The sequence below is a fragment of the Pseudoalteromonas sp. NFXS39 genome, from assembly GCF_040148775.1.
Taxonomy (GTDB): domain Bacteria; phylum Pseudomonadota; class Gammaproteobacteria; order Enterobacterales; family Alteromonadaceae; genus Pseudoalteromonas; species Pseudoalteromonas apostichopi.
Genome location: NZ_JAGDEC010000005.1, coordinates 121577 through 145942, shown reverse-complemented (window position 1 = coordinate 145942; position 24366 = coordinate 121577). Strand labels below are relative to the sequence as shown.

At 40.7% G+C, this 24366-nt stretch carries 25 protein-coding genes; 4 read left to right on the top strand and 21 right to left on the bottom strand.

Annotation, left to right across the window (positions count from 1 at the left end):
• The first annotated feature begins 86 nt into the window (after positions 1-86).
• The gene (gene rsmF / locus J3455_RS11005) at positions 87-1526 is read left to right on the top strand and encodes a 16S rRNA (cytosine(1407)-C(5))-methyltransferase RsmF (RefSeq protein WP_130051605.1); all 1440 of its coding nucleotides are present in this window, start codon (positions 87-89) and stop codon (positions 1524-1526) included.
• A 310-nt stretch (positions 1527-1836) separates the two neighbouring features.
• Positions 1837-2652 (top strand): polysaccharide deacetylase family protein, encoded by an 816-nt coding sequence (locus J3455_RS11000; protein ID WP_167657737.1) that lies wholly within the window; start codon positions 1837-1839, stop codon positions 2650-2652.
• On the opposite strand, the gene J3455_RS10995 is transcribed toward J3455_RS11000, so the two are convergent.
• The 14 genes from J3455_RS10995 to yceD all read right to left on the bottom strand — a co-directional run bounded on the left by J3455_RS10995 (position 2649) and on the right by yceD (position 14348).
• Positions 2649-4469: an alkaline phosphatase D family protein gene (locus tag J3455_RS10995; protein ID WP_178927471.1), complete on the bottom strand. Its 1821-nt coding sequence runs from the start codon at positions 4467-4469 to the stop codon at positions 2649-2651. The two genes, J3455_RS11000 and J3455_RS10995, sit on opposite strands and share 4 nt — an antisense overlap.
• Before the next feature lie 35 nt (positions 4470-4504).
• The gene (locus J3455_RS10990) at positions 4505-5284 is read right to left on the bottom strand and encodes a TatD family hydrolase (RefSeq protein WP_130051607.1); all 780 of its coding nucleotides are present in this window, start codon (positions 5282-5284) and stop codon (positions 4505-4507) included.
• Between the two features lie 13 nt (positions 5285-5297).
• Positions 5298-5624, bottom strand: coding sequence for a PilZ domain-containing protein (locus J3455_RS10985; protein ID WP_054554720.1), 327 nt, complete (start codon positions 5622-5624; stop codon positions 5298-5300).
• Between the two features lie 8 nt (positions 5625-5632).
• The gene (locus J3455_RS10980) at positions 5633-6526 is read right to left on the bottom strand and encodes a DNA polymerase III subunit (RefSeq protein WP_349561721.1); all 894 of its coding nucleotides are present in this window, start codon (positions 6524-6526) and stop codon (positions 5633-5635) included.
• Position 6527: 1 nt separating this feature from the next.
• Positions 6528-7154, bottom strand: coding sequence for a dTMP kinase (tmk, locus tag J3455_RS10975; RefSeq protein WP_349561720.1), 627 nt, complete (start codon positions 7152-7154; stop codon positions 6528-6530).
• Positions 7155-7172: 18 nt separating this feature from the next.
• The gene (mltG, locus tag J3455_RS10970; protein ID WP_130051610.1) at positions 7173-8150 is read right to left on the bottom strand and encodes an endolytic transglycosylase MltG; all 978 of its coding nucleotides are present in this window, start codon (positions 8148-8150) and stop codon (positions 7173-7175) included.
• Positions 8147-8959, bottom strand: coding sequence for an aminodeoxychorismate lyase (gene pabC, locus J3455_RS10965; RefSeq protein ID WP_178926904.1), 813 nt, complete (start codon positions 8957-8959; stop codon positions 8147-8149). The genes mltG and pabC overlap by 4 nt, the downstream gene beginning before the upstream one ends.
• Positions 8960-9016: 57 nt before the next feature.
• The gene (fabF, locus tag J3455_RS10960; RefSeq protein WP_054554715.1) at positions 9017-10255 is read right to left on the bottom strand and encodes a beta-ketoacyl-ACP synthase II; all 1239 of its coding nucleotides are present in this window, start codon (positions 10253-10255) and stop codon (positions 9017-9019) included.
• A 117-nt stretch (positions 10256-10372) separates the two neighbouring features.
• Positions 10373-10609: an acyl carrier protein gene (acpP, locus tag J3455_RS10955; RefSeq protein WP_016707440.1), complete on the bottom strand. Its 237-nt coding sequence runs from the start codon at positions 10607-10609 to the stop codon at positions 10373-10375.
• A 238-nt stretch (positions 10610-10847) separates the two neighbouring features.
• The gene (gene fabG / locus J3455_RS10950; RefSeq protein ID WP_130051612.1) at positions 10848-11594 is read right to left on the bottom strand and encodes a 3-oxoacyl-ACP reductase FabG; all 747 of its coding nucleotides are present in this window, start codon (positions 11592-11594) and stop codon (positions 10848-10850) included.
• Positions 11595-11605: 11 nt separating this feature from the next.
• Positions 11606-12532 (bottom strand): ACP S-malonyltransferase, encoded by a 927-nt coding sequence (fabD, locus tag J3455_RS10945; RefSeq protein WP_178926903.1) that lies wholly within the window; start codon positions 12530-12532, stop codon positions 11606-11608.
• A 70-nt stretch (positions 12533-12602) separates the two neighbouring features.
• Positions 12603-13631, bottom strand: coding sequence for a phosphate acyltransferase PlsX (plsX, locus tag J3455_RS10940; protein WP_054554712.1), 1029 nt, complete (start codon positions 13629-13631; stop codon positions 12603-12605).
• 11 nt (positions 13632-13642) lie between these two features.
• Positions 13643-13813 (bottom strand): 50S ribosomal protein L32, encoded by a 171-nt coding sequence (gene rpmF, locus J3455_RS10935; protein WP_036967969.1) that lies wholly within the window; start codon positions 13811-13813, stop codon positions 13643-13645.
• Positions 13814-13823: 10 nt separating this feature from the next.
• Complete coding sequence (gene yceD, locus J3455_RS10930) at positions 13824-14348, bottom strand: 23S rRNA accumulation protein YceD (protein WP_130051614.1); 525 nt, start codon at positions 14346-14348, stop codon at positions 13824-13826.
• 141 nt (positions 14349-14489) lie between these two features.
• Between yceD and J3455_RS10925 the strand changes: the two genes are divergently transcribed.
• Positions 14490-15086 (top strand): Maf family protein, encoded by a 597-nt coding sequence (locus J3455_RS10925; protein WP_272981955.1) that lies wholly within the window; start codon positions 14490-14492, stop codon positions 15084-15086.
• On the opposite strand, the gene J3455_RS10920 is transcribed toward J3455_RS10925, so the two are convergent.
• Together J3455_RS10920 and rluC are read right to left on the bottom strand one after the other, a co-directional pair.
• Entirely contained in the window at positions 15034-15726 is a 693-nt protein-coding gene (locus tag J3455_RS10920; RefSeq protein ID WP_130051616.1) for an HAD family hydrolase, read from the bottom strand. The genes J3455_RS10925 and J3455_RS10920 overlap by 53 nt on opposite strands.
• Complete coding sequence (gene rluC, locus J3455_RS10915) at positions 15713-16681, bottom strand: 23S rRNA pseudouridine(955/2504/2580) synthase RluC (RefSeq protein WP_130051617.1); 969 nt, start codon at positions 16679-16681, stop codon at positions 15713-15715. The genes J3455_RS10920 and rluC overlap by 14 nt, the downstream gene beginning before the upstream one ends.
• Positions 16682-17300: 619 nt before the next feature.
• Here rluC and rne point away from each other — a divergent pair.
• The gene (gene rne / locus J3455_RS10910; protein ID WP_349561719.1) at positions 17301-20549 is read left to right on the top strand and encodes a ribonuclease E; all 3249 of its coding nucleotides are present in this window, start codon (positions 17301-17303) and stop codon (positions 20547-20549) included.
• A 205-nt stretch (positions 20550-20754) separates the two neighbouring features.
• On the opposite strand, the gene J3455_RS10905 is transcribed toward rne, so the two are convergent.
• The 5 genes from J3455_RS10905 to yejK all read right to left on the bottom strand — a co-directional run bounded on the left by J3455_RS10905 (position 20755) and on the right by yejK (position 24333).
• Positions 20755-21639, bottom strand: coding sequence for a PhzF family phenazine biosynthesis protein (locus J3455_RS10905; RefSeq protein ID WP_349561718.1), 885 nt, complete (start codon positions 21637-21639; stop codon positions 20755-20757).
• 153 nt (positions 21640-21792) lie between these two features.
• The gene (locus J3455_RS10900) at positions 21793-22158 is read right to left on the bottom strand and encodes a cupin domain-containing protein (protein WP_130051620.1); all 366 of its coding nucleotides are present in this window, start codon (positions 22156-22158) and stop codon (positions 21793-21795) included.
• A gap of 2 nt (positions 22159-22160) precedes the next feature.
• Positions 22161-22682 (bottom strand): GNAT family N-acetyltransferase, encoded by a 522-nt coding sequence (locus J3455_RS10895; protein WP_178926899.1) that lies wholly within the window; start codon positions 22680-22682, stop codon positions 22161-22163.
• Positions 22683-23132: a DUF3291 domain-containing protein gene (locus tag J3455_RS10890; protein ID WP_130051622.1), complete on the bottom strand. Its 450-nt coding sequence runs from the start codon at positions 23130-23132 to the stop codon at positions 22683-22685.
• 184 nt (positions 23133-23316) lie between these two features.
• Positions 23317-24333, bottom strand: a complete 1017-nt coding sequence (gene yejK, locus J3455_RS10885; protein WP_130051623.1) for a nucleoid-associated protein YejK — start codon at positions 24331-24333, stop codon at positions 23317-23319.
• Between the last annotated feature and the right edge of the window lie 33 nt (positions 24334-24366).

The following is a 24366-nucleotide window of genomic DNA, read 5'->3' as shown; positions in this document are numbered from 1 at the left end:
ATTAACCTGAACAAGCTAAAAATATCCCATGAAAGCGCTATAAATGGTATGATCTACCAATTATTACGTGACGTGAGAGCCATTTAGTGGACGCTAATACTTATATCCCTGACTCATTTATTGATGATGTTAAAAGCTACCTTCCTGAACATTTATCATTAGACGACTTTATTGCAGCCTGTCGACGCCCACTTAGACGATCTGTTCGCGTAAATACATTAAAAATGTCAGTCGCAGAATTTCAGCATCAATGTGCCAATAAAGGATGGGAGTTAACAGCGATCCCATGGTGCGAAGAAGGCTTCTGGCTAACACGTCCAAGTGACGAAGAAGCGGCCCTTGCAATCGGTAATACCGATTTACACTTAAGTGGCGCTATGTATGTGCAAGAAGCCAGCTCAATGCTGCCGCCGGTTGCACTGAGAGCCGAAGTTAAACAAAGCGATGCTGTACTTGATATGGCTTCAGCTCCGGGCTCGAAAACATCACAAATCGCTGCCATGATGGATAATAATGGCGTGTTAGTGGCCAATGAGTTGTCATCGTCACGCTTAAAAGTATTAGCAGCAACCCTCAAACGTATGGGCGTAGGTAATTGTGCTTTATCACATTTTGACGGTGTCATATTCGGGGATTACATGTATGAGTGCTTCGACAGTATTTTGCTAGACGCCCCGTGTTCAGGTGAAGGCACGGTTCGTAAAGATGCAGATGCCCTAAAGAATTGGTCAATCGAGTCTAATATTGATATTGCTGCTGTACAAAAAGCCCTTATCAAAAGTGCCTTTTATGCCTTAAAACCTGGCGGCACATTAGTTTATTCGACCTGCACTTTAACACCACTTGAAAACCAACAAGTGTGCGAGTATTTATTAGCAGAATTTCCTGATTGCATCGAAGTACAATCGCTTGATAGCCTTTTTGATGGTGCAGAGAAAGCAACAACCAGCGAAGGTTATTTGCATGTTTGGCCGCAAACTTACGACAGTGAAGGTTTCTTCATCGCTAAATTTAAGAAAATAGCGTCAAGCGATAACCCAAATCAAAAAGTTAAAAAAGGCGCATTTCCGTTTGCTGAGTTTGATAAAAAACAAAGCCAAGCGTTTATGCAAACAATTAAAAAACAGTTCGGTCTAAAATCACTACCAGGGAATTTAATGCAACGTGATAAAGAGCTTTGGTTATTCCCTGATCGCTTTAATGAACTGCAAGATAAAATTAAATACTCCCGATTAGGGATCCAGCTTGGTGTTATTCACAAAGGCGGAGTTCGCTTAGCTCATGAATTTGCCACTGTATTTGGACAAAAATGCGATAAAAACACCTTTGAGATGACACAAGCACAAGCAAACGATTACTTTAACGGTAAAGATATTCGACTCGAAAAACCAACCCAAGATAATGGTGAAGTGATCTTAATGTTATGTGGATGCCCTGTAGGCCTTGGCAAGTGGCAAAAGAATAAAATTAAAAACTCACTACCTCGTGATTTAGTCCAAAATGCTCAGTTGATAACTTGGGTATAAGTTGCGCATAATGACTGTATAAATAAGGTACTAATTTAGGTAAAAAGCCGTAACAGACTGATTTTAAACTAGTATAAAATTTGTACATTTACCGTGCAATTTCCTGCTGATTAACTACACTTAAAAGTACTTTCTACTTCTCCCTACTGAATTTAGAAGGTGTTTTTTTATAGTTAGCGCAGGCTCGCACGAGCCACCCCCTAAGCCCAGAACAATGCGGATTCGTTCTGGGCGTTTTTTATTCAAAAGTCGCATAGTAAAGCATCACCCTTTTTGATTTCATTGTAAAAACAATGATAAAGGATTGATTATGCTTAAACCCCTGTGCGTCGTACTACCACTTTTAATAAGCAGCCAAACTCTGGCAAAAAGCAATGACTACCTAGGCTTTGACTACCCTAATAAGGCTAAAAATGCCGTCAGTATCACTTTTGATGATGCAAGACATAGCCAAGTCGATACCGGTTTAGCGCTTTTAAACAAGTACCAAGTAAAAGCGACATTTTATGTATCTCCTTTTAACGTAAAAGAACGTGTTGAAAAGTGGCAAATGGCAGTTAAAACAGGTCACGAAATTGCTAATCATACGGCAAGCCATTTGTGTACGGGTAACTTTGAATGGCTTCGTGAACTCGGCGTATCACTTGAACAAGTTACATTAAAAGAAATGGAGCAAGATATCCTTAAAGGACAGGATTACATAAAAGCCACACTTAACGTGACACCAACCGCTTTTGCATACCCTTGTGGAAATACTTTTGTTGGGCGTGGTGCCAATACAAGAAGCTATGTCCCATTAATAGCCAAGCATTTTAAAACCGGTAGAACTTGGCTTGATGAAACAGCGAATAATCCAAACTTTACTGACTTTTCGCAGTTAACTAGTTTACCCATTGATGGGCAAACATTCGCTGAGATCAAAAAAACCATAGAGCAACACCGAAGCAACAATAGCTGGATCATTCTTGCAGGCCACAATATAGGTAAGCGAGATCAGTACACCACCGACAGTAAAGTACTAGAGCAGCTTATTGTTTATCTACAAGACCCTAAAAATGGTTTTTGGTTAGATACGGTAAGTAATGTTGCCGACTATGTTGAGGCGAACCGCAAAGCATTCGATTAATTATCGTTTAAATCGAATTCAGTAATTTGGTTGTCAGCGTGGATCAGTTCATATTTAGCGAGTAAACCATCGTTGAGCTCAATTAAGCTGATAGCCGCATTACTGACCAAATACTTTTGCCCTTCTCCTATGGTTTGATGTTTATCAACTTCCATCTGCCAACGTTTAGTAAAAAAGTTAAGTGGGCTTTTCGGGGCATACAAAATTGAGTCTAGCTTATCGAGGATATTAATAAGCTTACGAGGGAATTCATTTTTAATGCCACTGGCAGTCAACTGCCAAATACGGTTTTTATGTTTACCAAAGCGCTTTTGCACTGAAAAGCAAAATGAGTAATGTACATCACCAGAGAGGATCAGGGTTTCCTTTGGTGTGTCTTCACGGCGAAATGTATCGAGCAATTTTTTTGCCGATCCTTCGTGAGCCATCCAGTTTTCAACATCAACCAACAATGGCTGCCCGCAAAAATTAAAAATCGCTTGGATTGCTTCAATTGATTTCACACCGAATACCGGAGCTGGAGATACGATAATCACTTTATCGTGAGACAATAAGCTTTCTTCTAATTCAGTGAGCCTTTCCCAATCAAGTAAACCTGATGGCTCATTGAAATTTTGTTCATTACGCCATCGGTGCGTTCGGGTATCGAGTACTACAACTTTAGGAATGGTATTAAGCTCGTAATGCCAATGGTTAAAATTGAGTATTAGCTTATCAAAGTCTTTAAAATTCCAGCTCTGTTGCTGCAGGCTTTGTTTAAAACTGGGTAATAATGACAGCGAGTTATCACCTGCGTCATTACCAATCCCCTGCATTAACCAATAACTAATTAGGCCATTATTTACAATGCGACGGCTAGATGGGTGCTGATAAATAGCTTGCTCCCAACCCGCGGTTAAGTTCCAATCATCGGTGACATCATGATCGTCAAACATCATTAATGTCGACACATTGGCGAATAACCTTTCAACGCTTTGAAGACCCTTTGCAAAGCCAACCAGTGCGTCCTTTTCGAGTTTAAAAAGATTTGCGTATTTAGGGGCTAATGCTGGGCATTCAATTGATTCAAAATCAATTAGCTGCCAAGTAACAGCGCTGAAGTTTAATAAATAAAGCGCTATAAATTCTTGAAAATGAATTAAGTGGTTTTCAGCTTTTAAGCTTGAGAAGTGTGGCTCATCTTTTTTAAGCCAATAACCAACACCAAATTTACTCCGTTTCTGCCAAGGTACTTTGGGTAAGTGTAAATGGCGCTGGTAAAGTTGCTGCTCAAATCCTGCTGGTAAATCTAAATCAAGCGCTGGCTCTTGAAACACACCAAATAGGCTAATTACTTTTTCGATCGCGAGCAGCATTGGCCCGGCTACATCATCCGCATATATTTGGTCGCCAGATAACAATAATAGGTCAGCACCTGCATTAAGTGACTGGCGCTGATCATTTTGCCAATTATCTGCAGCAACAAGGCTGTCTTTTGCAGGGTGATGAGGGTTACGACACGAGCCATGCAGAATTCTATCGAGTCTATTTGGGATCACAAATGCAGGAGATTCTGCTCGTTCATAGCAGTAAGACGACAAATCAAGGCTTTTATCTTCATCATGTAACGAATAGTAGATCAGTGAATCAACTGCAAACTGGCCGCTGGCGGGCATTACATTGATAAAATTTAAGTGAAGATGGAGCCCTAATTGGATTGACTCTAAATTCGAGAATGTCTCAACACCGCTAAACTCTATTCGGTATTGGCAAGGCCTAGATGTAACAAATTGAAAGCACACTCGCCCTGCATCTGCTCGGCGTACCATTGGCCCCATTACTAACTGAGGTAAATTCGATACGCCGTACACTATTACGCCCTTTTAGCTTGATTGAACAACGAGTAAAAGTTGTTGGTTGTTGCTTCAGCTAATTCGTTAAAAGTAAGCCCTTTTAACTCGGCAATGTAGTAAGCGACATCTTCAACATAGGCTGGTTGATTTGTTTTACCACGATATGGCACAGGTGCTAAATACGGTGAGTCTGTTTCGATTAGTAAGCGATCTAGCGGAATTTGCTTTACAACGTCTTTTAACTCTACGGCATTTTTAAATGTAACAATGCCCGAAATCGAAATATAAAAGCCCATATCGATGGCTTTTTTGGCCATTTCCCAGTTTTCTGTAAAGCAATGCAATACACCACCACAGTTTTCCGCATTGTGAGCGCGCATTAAATTGATGGTGTCTTCTCTGGCATCACGAGTATGGATAATTAGTGGCTTATTAAGCTCATTAGCAACGTCAATATGACCAACAAAACTTTCTTGCTGAACAATATGTGTGTCTTTTGAGTAATAGTAATCAAGCCCAGTTTCACCAATTGCTACTACTTTGTCGTGACTAGCTAGGTCGATGAGCTTTTGTTTATCCAGTGCGTCTTTTTGATCAAGTGGATGAACACCACATGATGCAGAAACATCTGGATAGTTTTGTATTTTATCCAGCATACTTGGGAATTGATCTAAGGTCACACTGACACACAAGAAGTGTTCAACTTTCTTTGCGCGGGCGTTATCAAGTACTTGGTCTAAGTTTAGGTCGAGTTTATCGAAATCTAGGCGATCTAAATGGCAATGAGAATCTACAATCATGGTACTACTTTTATTACATGGTATAGGTCGGATTGCCTGAGTTTAACATAGTACCGAGTAGTTTTTCGATTTTAGCATTCAAATTGGTTTTATCATCGATAAAGTTAACACCAATACCTGGTGGGTTTGAGCTTTGTGCACCTTGTGGTGTTATCCAAGCAACTTTCCCCGTTACTACATCATCTTCTAGTGCATCTGGTAAGGTGACTTTTAGAGCTAATGAATGGCCCATTTCAAAACGCATATTAGTGCGAACAAATAAACCACCATTTTTTAAATAAGGCATGTAACAGCGATATAATTCTTCTAAGTCTTCAATATCTACTAATAATTCTTGCACGATACTTCCTAATTTTGGCTTTCCCGTAAAGTAAACGCTAGTTGCGAAATGGCTAGTTCCATATTCAAGCCAAGCACATGTGAGCTATTATAAAGAAACTCTGAGATTGCAGATTGTGCTTTCTGATAATTGAAAAAGTCCATTCCTAACACCAATTGCGTCTTGAGATGCTCTGTTAAAAACAACGCAAATACATTAACCAAGCTATGGTCTTTATTAAGGATGTCGACTAACGCACTGAAATTATGGCTGTCTTTTATCTCAGTTGCAAATTTAAAAAGTGAATCGATTGCCTCAAGTTGATTATCATTTTGCCACTGCTCAACAAGCAGTGGTTGCCTAGCGAATAATTCTAACCATGAATAATTAGGGATATTTAAAAGAGCTAACCATTGTGTTGTATATTCTGGGTTAACTTTTATTTCATGAACTGCACAGCGACTTAAAATAGTTGCTGGTAATAATGCCGTTTGCTCACACGTTAATAATAAATAGCGGCGTAGACTAGGCTCTTCAAGAGTTTTTAATAAGGCGTTAGCCGCTGCAGTGGTCATTTTGTGACATTGTTCAAGTACCACAACTTTATTACCGTTTTGAGCGGCTGAATGATTGATAAAGTCACTTATTAAACGAATTTCATCAACCCCTATCGTCTGCCCCTCTACTTTAACAACACGTTTATCTGGATGGGTACCCGCTTGATTCAGTTGACAACTTTTGCAATTACCACAGGCTTTTAAGTTTATAGGTGACGCACATAGTAAGCCATCGGCAAGCGAATCGACTAAACGTTGTTTGCCTACACCTTTATCACCATTAAATAATTGTGCATGATGAAAGCGTTGCTGTGCAAAGCTTTGCGCTAGCTGCTTAAAAAGGCCTTCAAGCCATGGCAAATGCATATTAGCTTAAACCTGCAAAAAAGTTATCAAGCACCTTTGTAATTGCCGCATGCACTTCAGGCATTGTTTTATTAGCATCCACTGTTTTGATGCTGTTGTCAGTGCTTGCAATTTCAAGGTAACGTTCTCGCGTGCGCTCAAAAAAGCCTAATGCTTCTTGTTCAATACGATCAAGCTCACCACGCCCTTTTGCACGGGCAAGACCTACAGCAGGATCAATATCCAAATAAATAGTTAAATCTGGTTTTAAACCTTTTAGTACCATATCCGCTAGAAAAGATAATTTAGTCTGTTCAATACCGCGACCACCACCTTGATATGCTTGTGATGAGAGATCATGGCGATCACCTAACACCCAAGTTCCCTTATCAAGTGCTGGATTTATAACATTAGCAATCAATTGCGAGCGTGCTGCATACATGATTAATAACTCAGTTTCGCCTGTAACCGTTTCTTGATGAGCCTGTTTGACGATACTACGTAGCTCTTCAGCCATTGCTGTGCCGCCAGGCTCACGTACATTTATAAAATCGACTTTCTTATTTTCTAAATAAGCTTGGCATACGGCAATAGCCGTTGATTTCCCAGCCCCTTCAAGGCCCTCAATCACAATAAATTTTGCTGTCATATGACTCAATTCTGGTTGTTAGTTTAATTGGTACTGCTTTACCGCACGATTATGTTCTTGTAATGTTTTCGAAAATTGATGACTACCATCCCCTTTCGCAACAAAATATATAAATTCAGACTGTGGTGGATTAACCGCTGCAAGCAACGCCGCTTTCGAAGGCATAGCAATCGGTGTTGGCGGCAAGCCTTTTATTTTATAAGTGTTATACGGTGTATACGTCGTTAAATCTTTGCGTTTGATATCACCATCAAAATCAGCACCAATGCCATAGATAACGGTGGGATCTGTTTGTAAGCGCATATTTGTTTTTAAACGATTGGTAAAAACTGCAGAAATTAATGGCCGTTCACTGGCTAAACCGGTTTCTTTTTCAATTATAGAAGCAAGAATTAGAGCTTCATAAGGTGAGCTTAACACTAAATCTGATGCTCTATTTTGCCACGCAGATTCTAGTTCCTGCTGCATTTTACTATAAGCACGTTTTAATAAGCCGCTGGCACTATCTCCACTGTGGTAGTGATAGGTATCAGGGAACAACCAGCCTTCTAAATTTTTTTGCGTGTTACTTATCTGCGTCGCTAAATTTTTTGTATCTAAGTCATGTGTTAAATGCACTTGCTTTTGGATATTGGCAACGACGTCACGAAGTGGCTGTCCTTCAATAATTGTGAAGCTAAAGCTTACTTGTGCACCTTGATTAATGCGGCGGATATTATCAATCACAGCACTTGTATCAAGTTCATAAAGACCCGCTTTTAGATCAGTAAGCGTAGGATCTAATTTAGCGAGCACCTGAAATTTAAAGCAGCTATCAACCCACTGTTTTGCTTGCCATGCTTGGCAAAGTTGATTGAACCCAGTACCACGTTCTACTTTAAATAAAGTACTGTTTTCAACCTTTAACGGCATTTTCATTGCTGATTGAAGCTGTTGATAGCCAATACCACAGCATAGCAATGCTAATAACAGCACGCTAACAATGACTTTTATCACACATTCTCCTTGGCAAACTGCGCCGTTAATAGCGCTTTACTGCGTTCAATATCAAATTCTGTATCAGTAATCCGTGCAACGGGAACCACGCCCATTAAACTATTACACATAAATACGGCATCCATAGCTAAAAGCTCATCTAGTTGGATTGCTTTAAATTCAATGGCTAACTTATCACATAAAGCGCTTAGATAAACCCCAGTGATACCGCAGCGGTTTAACTTAGGTGACATAACTTGACCGTCTTTAATGGCAAAAATATTTGCAGCCGAGCACTCAATCACATTGTTATCATAATCAAGTACAACAACGTCATCACACTCAAGGGGGTTCATTTGTCTTTTGATAAGTACTTGCTCTAAACGGTTCAATGTTTTTAAGCCTGCAAGTAAAGGTTGATGTGCAAGTTTAACGTTGCTAACTGCTAGGCTTACGCCCTGCTGCTGCCAACTTTTATAGTGTGAAACTGCAGGCATTACACTGATCAGCACTTGGATACTTGGTGTATCTGGTAAGCCATAACCACGCCCACCTGCACCTCGGGTGATAACTACTTTTAAAATACCCGCTTGCGTTTCACTGATTACGTGGTTAACCCTACGCTCGATTGCAGGTAAATCTAACTCGGGGAAAAATAGCCTTTGCGCGCATTCTTCTAATCGTGCTTTGTGTAAGTCCCAGTGCTCAACGACAGAATTCACCACAGAGGCTGTGGTAAAAAAGCCGTCACCATAATTTAAGCCACGATCTTGCGTGCTTATACTGGTATCTGGTGTGGTTATTTTTATTGTTTGTTTTAATTTATTCATACAAAAAAGCCCAGTTAAACAACTGGGCTCTTCTTTTTAGTCCGTTGTTAAAAAGAATTATACCTTTTTAAACAGCAACGAGCCATTAGTACCACCAAAACCAAATGAATTACATAGAGCGTAATCCAATTTAGCGTCACGTGCAGTGTGCGGTACATAGTCTAAATCACAGCCTTCATCTGGGTTATCAAGGTTGATTGTAGGGCTTACTTTCTGATCAACAAGTGACAAGATAGTAATGATCGACTCTACAGAGCCTGCAGCACCTAACAAGTGACCCATCATTGATTTCGATGAACTTACCATCACATCTTTCGCCGCATCACCAAAAATAGTTTTAACGGCCGATGTTTCTGCCTTATCGCCTGCATTAGTCGATGTTCCGTGAGCATTAATGTAGCCAACTTGGTCTGCATTAACTTGTGCATCGTTTAGGGCATTTTCCATCGCCAGTGCTGCGCCTGCACCGTCTTCAGGTGGAGATGTCATGTGATATGCATCACCACTCATACCAAAACCAACGAGCTCAGCGTAGATTTTCGCGCCACGTGCTTTAGCATGCTCATATTCTTCCAGTACGATAACACCTGCACCATCAGCAAGAACAAAACCGTCACGGTCTTTATCCCATGGGCGTGATGCTGCTTGTGGATCATCGTTACGGGTTGATAATGCACGTGCTGCATTAAAGCCACCCATACCAATTGGTGTCGATGCTTTTTCAGCACCACCGGCTACCATTGCATCTGCATCGCCGTATGCAATCATACGCGCAGCATGACCAATGTTATGTAGACCTGTAGTACAGGCTGTAACGATTGAAATATTTGGACCACGTAAGCCGTGCATAATCGATAAATGACCAGAGATCATATTGATAATGGTCGAAGGCACATAGAACGGAGAAAGCTTACGCGGACCGCTATTTAATAGTTTAATGTGGTTTTCTTCAATTAAAGTTAAACCACCGATGCCAGAACCCACTGCTACACCAACACGGGTGGCGTTTTCTTCAGTGATCTCTAGACCAGAATCTTGTAGTGCTTGTACACCCGCTGCAATGCCATATTGGATAAACAAATCCATTTTCTTTGCATCTTTCGGTGACATGTATGCTGATGCATCAAAGTCATTCAGCAAACCTGCGAATTTGGTGCCGAAACTTGAGGTATCGAAATGCGTGATAGTTTGAATACCACTTTTACCGTTTAACAAACCTTGCCAAGTAGATTCAACATCATTACCTAGCGGTGTCAACATTCCTAAGCCAGTTACGACGACTCGACGTTTAGCCACGGGTTGCCTCCAATAAGGAAATTATTTTAGGTGGGGTGTATACCAAATTTATTAGTATCATTCTTCAGATAGACTAAGGGCAGCTTAATGCTGCCCTTAAAATCAAAATGCGTAAAATTACTCAGCGTGAGCTGTAACGTAATCGATTGCAGCTTGAACTGTAGTGATCTTTTCAGCTTCTTCGTCTGGGATCTCAGTGTCGAATTCTTCTTCAAGAGCCATTACTAGTTCTACTGTGTCAAGTGAATCAGCACCTAGGTCATCAACGAAAGAAGCTTCATGTTTTACTTCTTCTTCTTTAACACCTAGTTGCTCAATGATAATTTTCTTTACGCGTTCTTGGATGTCGCTCATTCTTCTTTCCTTTATTAAAAACGCCAATGCGTTATTTTCAGATTGCGGCGTAGTTTACGCCGCATAATTCTGTGATTCAAGGATTTGCTGATAATTACTTATCTGGTCAAACCTCTCGAATAGTATTTGTTCATTTATCGCTTATTTTCATAGCGAATTCAAGTATGTTTAAAGCAAGATCACAAAAAATTCAACAATTTTCGATAATCTTTCGTTAGCAAATTTCTGCCAACTTTCATTAGACCATGTACATCGCGCCATTTACGTGCAATGTTTCGCCTGAAACATACGCAGCAGCGTCAGATGCTAAATAACATACCGCAGCAGCAATTTCATCAGGTTGACCTAAACGTCCTGCTGGTACATTTGCAAGCGTAGCCGCTTTTTGGTCTTCAGTCAGCTCATCTGTCATATCTGTTTGGATAAAACCAGGTGCAACAACGTTTACAGTGATGCCACGTGATGCAACTTCGCGTGCTAATGACTTAGTAAAACCAATTACACCCGCTTTCGCTGCAGCATAGTTAGCTTGCCCCGCATTACCCATAGTGCCCACTACAGAACCGATATTAATGATACGGCCATTTTTCTTTTTCATCATAGGGCGTAAAACAGCCTTAGATAAACGGAAAATTGAGCTTAGGTTAGTGTCGATGATGTCATCCCACTCACCGTCTTTCATACGCATTAATAAGTTATCGCGAGTGATACCTGCATTGTTAACTAATACATCGATATCACCTAAATCAGCCTTGATCGCAGCAAGTGTCGCCTCAATCGATTCAGGATCTGTAACGTTAAGAGCATAACCTTTACCGTTGTCACCTAGGTATTCACTGATTTTAGCAGCACCTGATTCACTTGTTGCTGTACCCGCTACTTTTGCACCTTGTGCAACTAGCGTGTTTGCAATCGCTTTACCAATACCACGGCTTGCACCAGTGATTAGGACAACCTTGCCCTCAAGAGAAAATAAATTTGTCATTCTATTCCTACTTATTTCGCTTCATCAATAGCAGCTTGCGTATTAACCGCAGCACATACCATTGCTTTATCAATTCGTTTTGCAAGACCCGTTAGTACTTTACCAGGGCCAAACTCATAGCTTTGTGTGATACCTTGCGCAACTAATGCTTGTACTGTTTCAGTCCAGCGAACTGGGCTGTATAGTTGACGTACTAATGCATCTTTAATTGCTTCACTTGATTGCTCTGCTTTTACATCAACGTTGTTGATTACATCACACTTAGGTGTATTAAATGTTAAAGCAGCTAAATCAGCAGCTAATTTCTCAGCAGCTGGTTTCATTAGTTCACAGTGAGAAGGTACGCTTACTGCAAGTGGTAAAGCACGTTTAGCACCTGCTTCTTTACATGCTTCTGATGCACGCTCAACTGCCGCTTTATGGCCGGCAATAACAACCTGGCCTGGTGAGTTGTAGTTTACTGGTGAAACAACTTCGCCATTTGCTGATGCTTCACACGCTGCTTTAATTTCGTCGTCACCTAAGCCGATGATTGCAGCCATAGAACCAACACCCGCAGGTACTGCTTCTTGCATGTATAAACCACGATTTTCAACTAGTTTAACGGCTTCGCTTAAGCTTACAACGCCAGCACAAACTAATGCTGAATACTCACCTAAACTGTGACCGGCCATCACAACATCGGCTTCAGGGTTTGCGTCTAACCATTGACGGTAAATAGCTACACTAGCAGTTAAAAGTGCTGGTTGTGTACGATGGGTTTGATTTAATTCTTCTTCTGGACCATTTAGTACAAGTGCAGCTAGATCATAGCCAAGAGCTTCAGATGCTTCAGCGAATGTTGCTTTAGCAATCTGTGAATCAGCTAATAGTTCAGATAACATGCCCACAGTTTGTGAGCCTTGACCTGGAAATACGAGTGCAATTTTATGTGCCATACTTTGCTCTTATAATTAAACAAAAAAATATTCTGTAGCAGGCAGCATAACAAGTTTTAGATATGCTGCACTACTTTGTTGTTGGATGTGTTTGCTCAAAAATCGCAGCGATTTTTTCAGGGAGTTGGCGTTCGACTTCCCGCGCGGCTTCATCAATAGCTGCATGAAACGCCTTCGGTGAGGCATTGCCATGGCTTTTAACAACAATACCGCGCAATCCTACCAGACTTGCGCCGTTATACTGGTCGGGGTTCACCCGCTTGTAGAGTTTTTTTATCACCGGACGTAATAAAAACGCTAAACTTTTGTATAAGAAATGTTTGTGTAAGGCTTTGGTGAGTTTGTGCATGATCAGCTTGGCAATACCTTCACAGGTTTTTAATGCCACATTACCTACAAATCCTTCGCACACAATAACATCGGCTTTTCCGCTGAAAATATCACTACCTTCACTGTAACCAGTGTAGTTGAGATATTCACACTGCTGCATTAACTGTGCAGCTTGTTTTATTCCTTCATGCCCTTTGATGTCTTCAGAGCCAATATTCAATAAACTAACTCTTGGGTTATCACAGCCAAGAGCCTGCCCTGCTACTACAGAACCCATAATGCCAAATTGATAAAGAGTTTGTGCATCACAATGCACATTAGCACCTAAATCAAGTAAATAGACTGGGTTTTTACGTTCGGTTGGAACGGCAGAGATTAATGCAGGACGTTTTACGCCTGGAAGCATCTTTAATACGTAATGCGCCATAAAAAATAACGCGCCTGTATTTCCAGAACTTACACACGCTTGCGCTTCACCCGACTTGACTAAATCGAGGGCAACTCGCATTGATGAATCTTTTTTAGAACGAACCGCTGAAGCAGGTTCACACGCATTTGTCACGACTTCGCTACAATGACGAATAATTAAACGAGGGTGCGAAACAGAATCGAGTGCTTCGAGTTCTTTTAGAATAACTTGCTGATTACCACATAAGATGAGTCTTAAGTTGGTATTAGCATTTACCGCTTGCACGGCAGCGGGGATAGATGAACGGGGGCCGTAATCGCCCCCCATCATATCTAACGCTATGGTTAGATTGGTCAGCATATAGCAATCTCTTAGTTAGAAATTACTTTAACGCCTTTGTAGTAACCGTCAGCAGTTACGTGGTGACGACGGTGAGTCTCACCAGAAACTTGATCTACAGTTAAAGTTGGACCACTGATCGCATCGTGTGAACGGCGCATGCCGCGTCTTGCACGAGACTTTTTGCTTTTTTGTACAGCCATTAGTCTTCTCCTAAGAATCTTTCTTAAGTTGTTTCAAAATATCAAATGGATTTGGTTTGTCATCTTTTGCTGCTAATTTACCAAAGCTAGTAGGCTCTGATGAATAACTGCACGAAGCTTCGTTGTGTGTAGGCACTATTGGAATCGCTAAAATCAATTCGTCTTCGATTAACTCAAATACGTTGATTTCACCGTTTTCGTCCAGTTCTACTTCATCGTAGCCTTCAGGAAGATGATCTGACTCTGCATCCAAACCAACTGGCGAATACACAAAGTCTTGATCCAAATCCAACCCTAATTCACCATTACAGCGTTGACAAGTTACAGTTACATGTGTTGATAAGTTTCCACTTATTACCACTAAACCTTGCTCATCAATTTTGCAATGAATCTTTACCGCTATTTCACCTACTTCTTCCTGCACAACTTGCTCTAAACGAGAAAGTTTTTCAAGCGGGACAATACCGTCATACGTTAAACGATGTTGAGCTGCTTTGCTGGGATGAAGAGTGATGGGAATTTTCACCTTTTGCATAGGGGCTGCATCATATAGATAGTTAGTAAGTTAGTCAAAGTAAAAAACCAATTTTGATAGGTTTTTAACGATCTTCTGCTTTGTTTTCGGATTCATTGTGGCTTATCCTTGGCAAAATACAATTTTTATCCAGAATTTATTATGAAACCAACACTTATATTAGCGTCCAGCTCACCTTTTAGACAGCAATTATTAACTAAGTTTAACTTACCTTTTCAAAGTTTTTCACCAGATATAGATGAATCCCCTATTGCAGCTGAAACGCCAGAACAATTAGTTGCACGTTTAAGCGAGCAAAAAGCCCGAGTTGCCAAACAACATTTTAGTGAGGGTTTAGTTATCGGTTCTGATCAAGTAGCGGTATTCAACGATACAATTTTAGGTAAACCTCATACTAAAGAGAATGCTATTAAGCAGCTATCATCGTTTAGTGGCCATACAGTGACCTTTTTAACCGGTTTGAGTGTATTTGATATACAAAGTGATAAAGCAATTACCACAGTAGTGCCATTTGATGTGACATTTAAAACACTCACACTTGAGCAGATCAATGCTTATTGCGATGCAGAGCAGCCATACAACTGCGCAGGCAGCTTTAAAAGTGAAGGGTTAGGCATCTGTTTATTTGAAAAGCTCAGTGGCGATGACCCTAATACATTGATAGGTCTGCCACTGATCACATTAACTAAAGTGCTGGCTGAGTTTGGTGTTGATATATTGATGCTTCAAGGGAAGTAGTTAAAACTTGCAATAGCTGTTGATATGAATCAACAACACATAACGGCGTGTGTTGTAGTAACTGCGCCGGGCTATGAGCACCAAAACTCACACCAATACAAGCAATACCTGCGGCATTAGCCATTGCCATATCGAGTTGGCTATCGCCAACCATCACAGCATCACGTTTAGCTATGCCCTGCTCTTGTAAAATTTGCTCAAGCATATCCGGTGATGGCTTAGACTTAGCATCATCTGAGCATTTTACAGTGGCAAAGTACTTACCAAGGCCTGACTCGTTAAGTAGTCTATCGATGCCTTCACGACCTTTACCGGTAGCCACTGCCAATTGCATACCTGCGTCGCTTAGCTGCTTTAGTACAGTTTCTACATCAGCAAATAAAGGCGTGGGTGTGACATCTAATTCACGATACTGCGCTTTGTAAGCTGCAACTAGTTCATCGTTTAAATGTAAATGGGCAGGAAAAAGCGCCTCAGTAGCCTTTGCTAGCGACAAACCAATCACATCTTTTGCTTGCTGAACTGTTGGTACAGCAATACCGAGCTGTCTTGCTGTATTTTGCAAACAAGTAACGATTTTTGGCACAGAGTCCATCACTGTGCCGTCCCAATCGAAAATAACCAGCTTAAACTTGTTCATTATCTGCACGTAGCTTTTTAATGCAGTTTTTAAGTGCATTGTCTAATGGTGCCTCAACATGCATGGTTGTTTCGTTTTTAGGGTGCATAAAACGTAAATCATGAGCATGTAAAAACAAACGATTTAAACCAGTTAGCTTGTTCACGTATTGATCAAACTCTGCAACACCGTATTTATCATCACAAGCAATCGGGTGACCTTTACATTGTGTATGCACACGAATTTGGTGAGTACGCCCTGTTACCGGCGACGCTTGCACTAGTGAGCACTCAGCATATCGCTCAAGCACACGAAAACGTGTATGTGATGGTTTACCTTCAGTATTATCAACGCGAACAACACGCTCACCTGACTTCAACGTGTTTTTACGAAGTCCTTCGGTAACATTTTTTGTTTTAGAGTCCCATTGGCCATCGACTAACGCCCAATAGTTCTTTTCCATGGTTTTTTCACGTAACTGCTTATGCAAATCAGTCAACACAGAACGACGCTTTGATATTAGCAAGCAACCTGATGTGTCACGGTCTAAACGGTGAACAAGCTCTAAGCTACGCTCCTCTGGACGAAGTACTCGAAGTGCTTCAATTAATCCATAACTTAAGCCACTGCCGCCATGCACAGCCATGCCCGAAGGCTTGTTGATCACCATTAAATACTTGTCTTCAAACAAAATGGCGTCTTCAAGCTGTTTTACCTTATCGAGTTTTTTTGGCACAAACTCTTCTTTTTCAGCCACTTTAATAGGTGGAATACGAACTACATCATTTAGTTGTAGTTTGTAGACAGGTTTTATGCGTTTTTTATTTACTCGCACTTCGCCCTTACGAAGGATTTTATAAACTGCACTTTTAGGCACACCTTTTAGGTGAGTAATAAGAAAGTTATCAATACGTTGACCGAGATGGTCTTCACCTATGGTAACAAACGAAACTTGTAAGCCGGTTTTTTCTGACATTGCCTAATCACTGATTTAAGTAAATAATTTAGTTGCTAACGCGACGGTAATAGTGGGATAATCACCGTCGCGAACAAAAAGTTTGCAAGTAACAACGGTGCTTTTATCACATTAATACATTCGTGAAGCATATTCTGGGTTGCCGATCATACAGATCCGCGCTAAGTTTTCCAAAGCTTTTATAATTACCCAGCCAACACGAGCGTTCAATTATCGGCGATGCGCGTAATATATTGCCTGAATAATTTGAGCACGAATGTTGATTAATGAACATAAAAAGCAATTGAACAAGATAAATTGACTGATAGTGACGACGTAGCAACGTCATTCAGATACAGCTGTTGTAGCAAGACATTGAATAAAAATTTGAACATGGTCGACTTCGGGACAGAACTCGTAAATTAAAACCGCAGAATTGGCGGCAGTTTTGACACCAAAAAGAATTTAATAACGTGACAACATGTTATTGTCAGCCACACTTAGTGATGCTCAATGTAAGCAAACAACCTCAGGTTTTGACTTTAACCAGTCGTGAGACTGCACAAAAACAACCGTCAGAAACCACTGAACAGACGAGTTTATATCGTCATGTCAGCGACAGAATTAGTAGAGTAACAATATGAAACGTATGCTAATCAATGCGACGCAGCAAGAAGAAATGCGCGTTGCACTGGTTGATGGCCAGCGCCTGTATGATTTAGACATAGAGAGCCCAGGTCACGAACAAAAAAAAGCAAATATTTACAAGGGTAAAATTACCCGTATCGAACCGTCACTAGAAGCAGCCTTTGTTGATTATGGTGCTGAAAGACACGGTTTCCTTCCTCTTAAAGAAATAGCTCGCACCTACTTCCCACAAGGCTATACATTCCAAGGTCGTCCAAATATCCGTGACGTGATCAAAGAAGGCCAAGAAGTAATCGTGCAAGTTGATAAAGAAGAACGTGGCCAAAAAGGCGCAGCGTTAACGACTTTTATCAGTGTTGCAGGTAGCTATTTAGTACTTATGCCTAACAACCCTCGTGCGGGTGGTATTTCCCGCCGTATTGAAGGTGATGAGCGTACTGAACTTAAAGAAGCACTAAGCCGTTTAGAGTTACCTAAAGGCATGGGCTTAATTGTTCGTACTGCTGGTGTTGGTAAATCATTTGAAGAACTTGATTACGACTTAAAAGCACTATTAGTGCATTGGCAAGCAATTCAGCAAGCAGCTGATAGCGGCCCTGCTCCGTTCCTAATTCACCAAGAAAGTAACGTAATTTTCCGCGCAATCCGTGACTATTTACGTCGTGATATTGGTGAAATTTTAATTGATAAAGCACGTGTATTTGAAGAAGCGAAAGCGCATATTGAGCGTTTCCGTCCAGATTTCATGAGTCGTGTTAAGCTTTATCAGGGCGATGTACCACTATTCACTCACTACCAAATTGAAAGCCAAATTGAGTCTGCTTTCCAACGTGAAGTTCGCTTACCATCAGGTGGTTCAATTGTAATCGACCCAACTGAAGCGCTAACGTCTATCGATATCAACTCATCAAAAGCCACTAAAGGCGGTGATATTGAAGAAACAGCACTTAATACCAACTTAGAAGCTGCAGACGAAATTGCCCGTCAATTACGTTTACGTGACTTAGGTGGCCTTATTGTTATCGACTTTATCGATATGACACCACCACGCCATCAACGTGAAGTTGAAAACCGTTTAAAAGACGCTGCTCGCCCTGACCGTGCCCGTGTACAGATTGGTAAGATCTCACGCTTTGGCCTGCTTGAAATGTCGCGTCAACGTCTGCGCCCTTCATTAGGTGAAGCAAGCCAAGGCCCATGTCCTCGTTGTAATGGTCAAGGTACGATTCGTTCTAACGAGTCAATTGCATTGTCTATCCTTCGTTTAATCGAAGAAGAAGCAATCAAAGACAACACATCTCAAGTAAATGCACAAGTGCCTGTTGCTGTTGCCGCTTACCTATTAAACGAAAAACGTCGTAGTGTTCAGCGCATCGAAAAGCGCCATAACGTTGATGTTGTGATCATTCCTAATCAACACATGGAAACACCTCATTACGAAGTAGTTCGCTTACGTAAAGACGAAACAATCGAAACAGTAAGCTACGAGCAAGTTGTTGCTCCTGAGCCAGAAGCATTTGAAATGGCTAAAGCGCCTTCAGCACCAGTTCGTGAAGAGCCGGTTCTAAAAGGTGTAGTAATGCCTACAACACCTGCTCCTCAAGCTGCGCCTAAAGTTGAACAAGCCACTCCTGCGGCTAAAAAGTCTGAAGGTGGTTTATTTGCTGCAATTGGTAAATTCTTCAAATCATTATTCAGTAATGCCGAAGAGGAAGCTGAAAAAGAGCAAGAAGAGAAAAAGGCAGCACAAAGACGTAGCAATAATCGTCGCAACAACGACAACCGTCGCCGTAGCAACAATCAACGTCGTCGTAATTCGCGCAATAAGCGTCCTGATGATGCACAAGCTAAAGAAGAAAACACAAACACTTCTAATAAGCCTGAGCAAAAAGAAGGTAACGAGAATCGCAACAAACGTCGTCGTAATTCTAACAACAGAAAACGTAATGAAAAACGTAATGATGATGTAGAGCAAACGACAAAAGATACTGCACAAGAAACGCAAGCTGAGCAACCGAAGGAAACTAAACCTAAGGTTCGTCGTCAACGTCGTAACTTACGCAAAAAAGTTCGCGTACAAGATGAAAATGCAGATGATGCGAATACAGTAAAAACAACTGAAACAGTTGAGCAAGCCGCAAAAGCTGAGAAACCAGCTAAGCCTGCAAAAGAAACAGTAGCTGTTGAGACTGAACAAGCAGAACAAGCAGATTCTGAAAAGAAAGTTCAAGCTAAACCAGTTAAAACAGAAGCTGAACCTAAACAAACAGAGCAAATTGAATCTGTTGAAGCATCAACAGACGAAGAGCAAGCGCAACCTCGCACTCGTTCTCGTCGTTCACCACGTCACTTACGTGCTGCTGGTCAACGTCGTCGTCGCCCTGAGCAAGACGAGAAGTCGAGTGATGACAAAACTGATGCTCCTGCATTCATTCCGGTTGCTGATCAAGCTGCTGCTGAATATGAAGCTGAGCTAAAAGCTAAACAAGCTCAAGCTGGAGAGCCAGTAAAAGCTGAAAAACCAGTAAAAGCTGAAGAACCAGTAAAAGCTGAAGAACCAGTAAAAGCTGAAGAACCAGTAAAAGCTGAAGAACCAGTAAAAGCTGAAGAACCAGTAAAAGCTGAAGAACCAGTAAAAGCTGAAGAACCAGTACAAGCTGAAGAACCAGTACAAGCTGAAGAACCAGTACAAGCTGAAGAACCAGTAAAAGCTGAAGAACCAGTACAAGCTGAAGAACCAGTACAAGCTGAAGAACCAGTACAAGCTGAAGAACCAGTACAAGCTGAAGAGCCAGTACAAGCTGAAGAGCCAGTAAAAGCTGAAGAGCCAGTACAAGCTGAAGAGCCAGTACAAGCTGAAGAGCCAGTACAAGCTGAAGAGCCAGTACAAGCTGAAGAGCCAGTAAAAGCTGAAGAGCCAGTACAAGCTGAAGAGCCAGTACAAACTGAAGAGCCAGTACAAGCTGAAGAGCCAGTACAAGCTGAAGAGCCAGTACAAGCTGAAGAACCAGTAAAAGTTGAAGCACCTGCTAAAAATGAGAAAACAGTTTTAGTAAAAGGTTCAGCAAGCGCTGCAATGGCAAAACCTACGCCTGTAACTGACAGTGAGCCAGAGCCAACGCCAGCGGCTATGGCGCATGACAAACGTGTAGCTATTCCAGATAGCGGCCTTCGTGCAGGTTCAATTAAACCTGCTGGCAGAGCCAGTGCTGATATGGCAAAAACCTTAGCGGCTGATTAATTTAGTCGCTTAACTAAAAAAGCCGCGTTTTATAACGCGGCTTTTTTGTGTGTAATGTTTTTAAATAATACCAATTCGCTTAATTAAGTGATCTATTTTGAGGCAAGGAAACCTCGTTGATAGCAAGGCAAAAATTTCGTTATTTAGTTGTTCTAAATCAGAAATTTTTAACGCAGGTAGCGACAGGTTTAATCCCTCAAAATGATTAAGTATTATTGTTGATTGGTATAACAATACCTTGTGTACCTAGGTGAGTTGCATAGCCGCCCACAAGAACCTTATAAACACCCTGCTCGTTCGAATAAACACTGGCTGAAATGTGTGAACTGCACCCCATTGCTCGGCCTTGTTCAAACTTAAAATGATTTTCTTGCTGTACAAATACATGCTTTGATAAGTAGCATGCAAGCGCACCACTGGCGCTACCGGTTGCTGACTCTTCGGGTATACCAACCAAAGGCGCAAAGTTACGGCAACTTGCGGTCAGCTCACTTTGTTCTTCACATAATTCAAAGGCATGAACACCAATTACATTATGCTGTTGGCAGAACTCGCTAAGCGCAGCTTCATCGATATTGATTTTATCTAAGTAACTATTGGGCACTGCGATAATAATATCCGGTAAACCTGTAGTTATTACATCTATTGGCAAGCCTGTTTCTGCGAATGTTGTTTCACAAAGCCCTAGTAAGTTTGCAAAGTCACCATAAGCTAAGTTGCCAAGATATTTTGGCAAGGCTTGCTCCATGGTAATTTGCCCGTCTTCGGCAATTGTTACACCTAACAAACCCGCTTTTGTTCGCTGAGTGTAATTACCTGCGTTTAAAATACCTTGGTCATATAAGGTAGCAAACACCGCAAGTGTTGCGTGTCCACAAAAATCAACTTCTTCGGTTGTAGTAAAAAATGATACAGCAAAGTCAACTTCATGATCTTGCTCTACAAAAGCCGTTTCTGAAAAGCCAACTTCTTTTGCAATCTTCAATTTTTCTGTATCTGAAAGATTGTCAGCATTTAATACCACGCCTGCAGGGTTACCACCAGCTCCCTCTGCTGTAAATGAGTTAACTAAAAATGCAGTTACTGTCATTATTTTTTCCATACTTAAGTTAAAAACTAGGTATTGCACTTGCGCCATAATATATCGATATGTCTGCAGTGCTATAAAAGTTGAGATCTAAATTGGCTGTTTTATACAAGGAATATAATTCTTACGATTCTAAATCTAACACCTAAGCTGACGTTACACCCATACATCATTAACCGCGGTCAATTGACCACCTGCATTACCTGTATTTACAACCCCTTTAGGTTCAACAAGCATTATTTTACATTCTGTGTCTGCCTTTGGTTTATGTTCAACGCCCTTAGGAATTACAAATAATTCACCAGCTTCTAAAGTCACTACGCCATCCCTAAACTCAATTTCAAGCATGCCTTCAATAACAATGAATACTTCATCAGTATCAGGGTGGTCATGCCAAACAAATTCACCTTCAACTTTAGCGAGTTTAAATTGATAGTCATTCATTTCAGCAATGACCCTTGGCGACCAATGCTCTGTGAATTTAGAAAACTTGTCTTTAAAGTTAACTGGTTTGTAAGTCATATTTATTCATCTCCGAAACGATCTTTGTGTAAGTCAAATTCATAAAATAACATTCCATTTTCCTTTGAAGCTTGTTCTTCAAAAGCCAATTTTTTTAAAAGCTTAATCGATGGTGTATTTAACTCATCAACACCAGCAATAAGCTTACGCCAGTATGAATGAGTACAAGCGAGGTTTATAAAGCCCTGCAATAACTCAAGTGCAAGACCCTGCCCCCAATACTGCTCAGCTAACAAATAACCGATATGAGCATCATGCTTTTCGGTATATACAAATAAAAGCCCAATAACTTCTTGATGTTGAGATTGCAGCATTAATAGACAGCACTCGTTAAGCATGTTAACCAGCCACTTTTCAGCTGCAGCTATAGAATCTACCCCCTGAAAATAACTAGGTAAGTTTGCAACTACAGCAGGTGTTAATATCGCAGGTAAAGCGTTAACTAAAGTAGTTCGCTCTGACTTAGTGTCATTCGAGTTTAATTCAATAACGTTTAGTCTCTGTGTATTAAATGAAAGATTCATTTAATCTCTTAAATCTTCAGCTGTAAAATTACTTTTAAATGTAAAAGCATAAGGTGTGTCACCGTTTGTACGAAGATATTGCAACTTTTCTAATGCTTCTTGAGGGGTTGGAATATGCTTATCTTCAATCCACCATAAAACATAACTATCTTCAGCTAAGCGATGAAACCATTCAGCTTTTCTACGCATGAAATCTCTGTGATGAGTGCGAAACATAAAATTTTTAAGATCTTCAACGCTTTCCCACACAGACATATTGATAATCATATTCGGATCATCAAATAACTTAATATTGGTAGCATCACCTGATTCGTCTTTTAATCGCCATACAAATCCAGCACTGTTTTCAGCAACGCCATTTATTAAATCGAGATTGTCTACAAAATCTTTTATTTCTGGCGCATCCAATGGGTATTTGGCAAGAGCTATATTTAGCTGAGCAAGTTTCATCTTATGACTCTCCATAGCCATAGGGATGTTTGTACCTTTAGTGTATTAAAATTAAGCTATATATCAATAACAAAGTTATTGAAAATCAAACCTAACTTATCTAATGTTTTTGTTCATTAATAAAAAGCCCAGCTAGTGCTGGGCTAAAAAGTGTTATCTATCTTCATATTAAAGTTGAGTCAAATTAACTCTCTTCCTGCTCCATAAAACGCTGTAGCTGGTCTTTAAGGTTAGGTGGAATACCTTTGATCACAAGTGTATCCGTAGCCTCGTTGTACATTACACGCTCACCTAAGTGTTTACGTTCAAAGCTCACGCTGACACCACCGCCCATGCCTGAGAACTTCACCATACTAGTGACTGTTTTCTTATCAACAGGGAAAGACTCTTCTAAGTCGTAACTTTGCTCTTGGCAAAAGCTGTCAAATGGACTGTCTTCATTTTTCGATAAGGTTGCAGAAAGTTCTTTAACGTTGGCATCTTCACCTGTTGTCACGCAATCATTACAGTAATCAAATACTTGCTTGCGTAGCTCGTCTTTCTCTGACTTATCGTATTGTTGCTCAGATAAGTAATCTTCTACAGCATTTAACATGACTTGGCTTTGCTGTTTAGGATCAATGCCCTCTTCGCAGCCTAAAAAGTCTAAAAAGAAGTCAGCAACTTTACGACCCGCACGCCCTTTAATAAACGACACATAGCGGTTATCCTCTGGTTGTGTATCCCACGCAGTTAAATCTACACGTGCAGCTAGTTGCATACGCGAAATATCTAAGTGGCGTGATGATGCTAGATCAAGCTCAGAAGTAATTGAATAATGCTCTTTAATATTGATCATCGCAATTAACAAGAAGTCACTTGCCACATATTGATAATGGCAAAAAACTAAATAACCCGTTTCGTTAAAAGCATACTTATTTAACTCTTCTTTAAGCACATTCGTTGCTTGCTCTGTCATGTGCCAAAAGCCTAGTTCATTGTTACGGTAACTTTGCATTGCTGAAGCAACAATGCTGTTTTTCTCGCCGCTGAATGCACAGTAGCCTTTACCTGGCTTACCATTATATGCATGGTGTAGCTGCTCAATAAAAACGGCTACTTTATCGTTAACAACCATCTCATCATTGCGTAAATGAATATCTGTATCGTCATCTTTTTTGTCTACATAATGAACGACTAATTTTTTAACATCTATTGTCATCTTTGTTTTTCACGCCTCTGGTGTTAAAATACG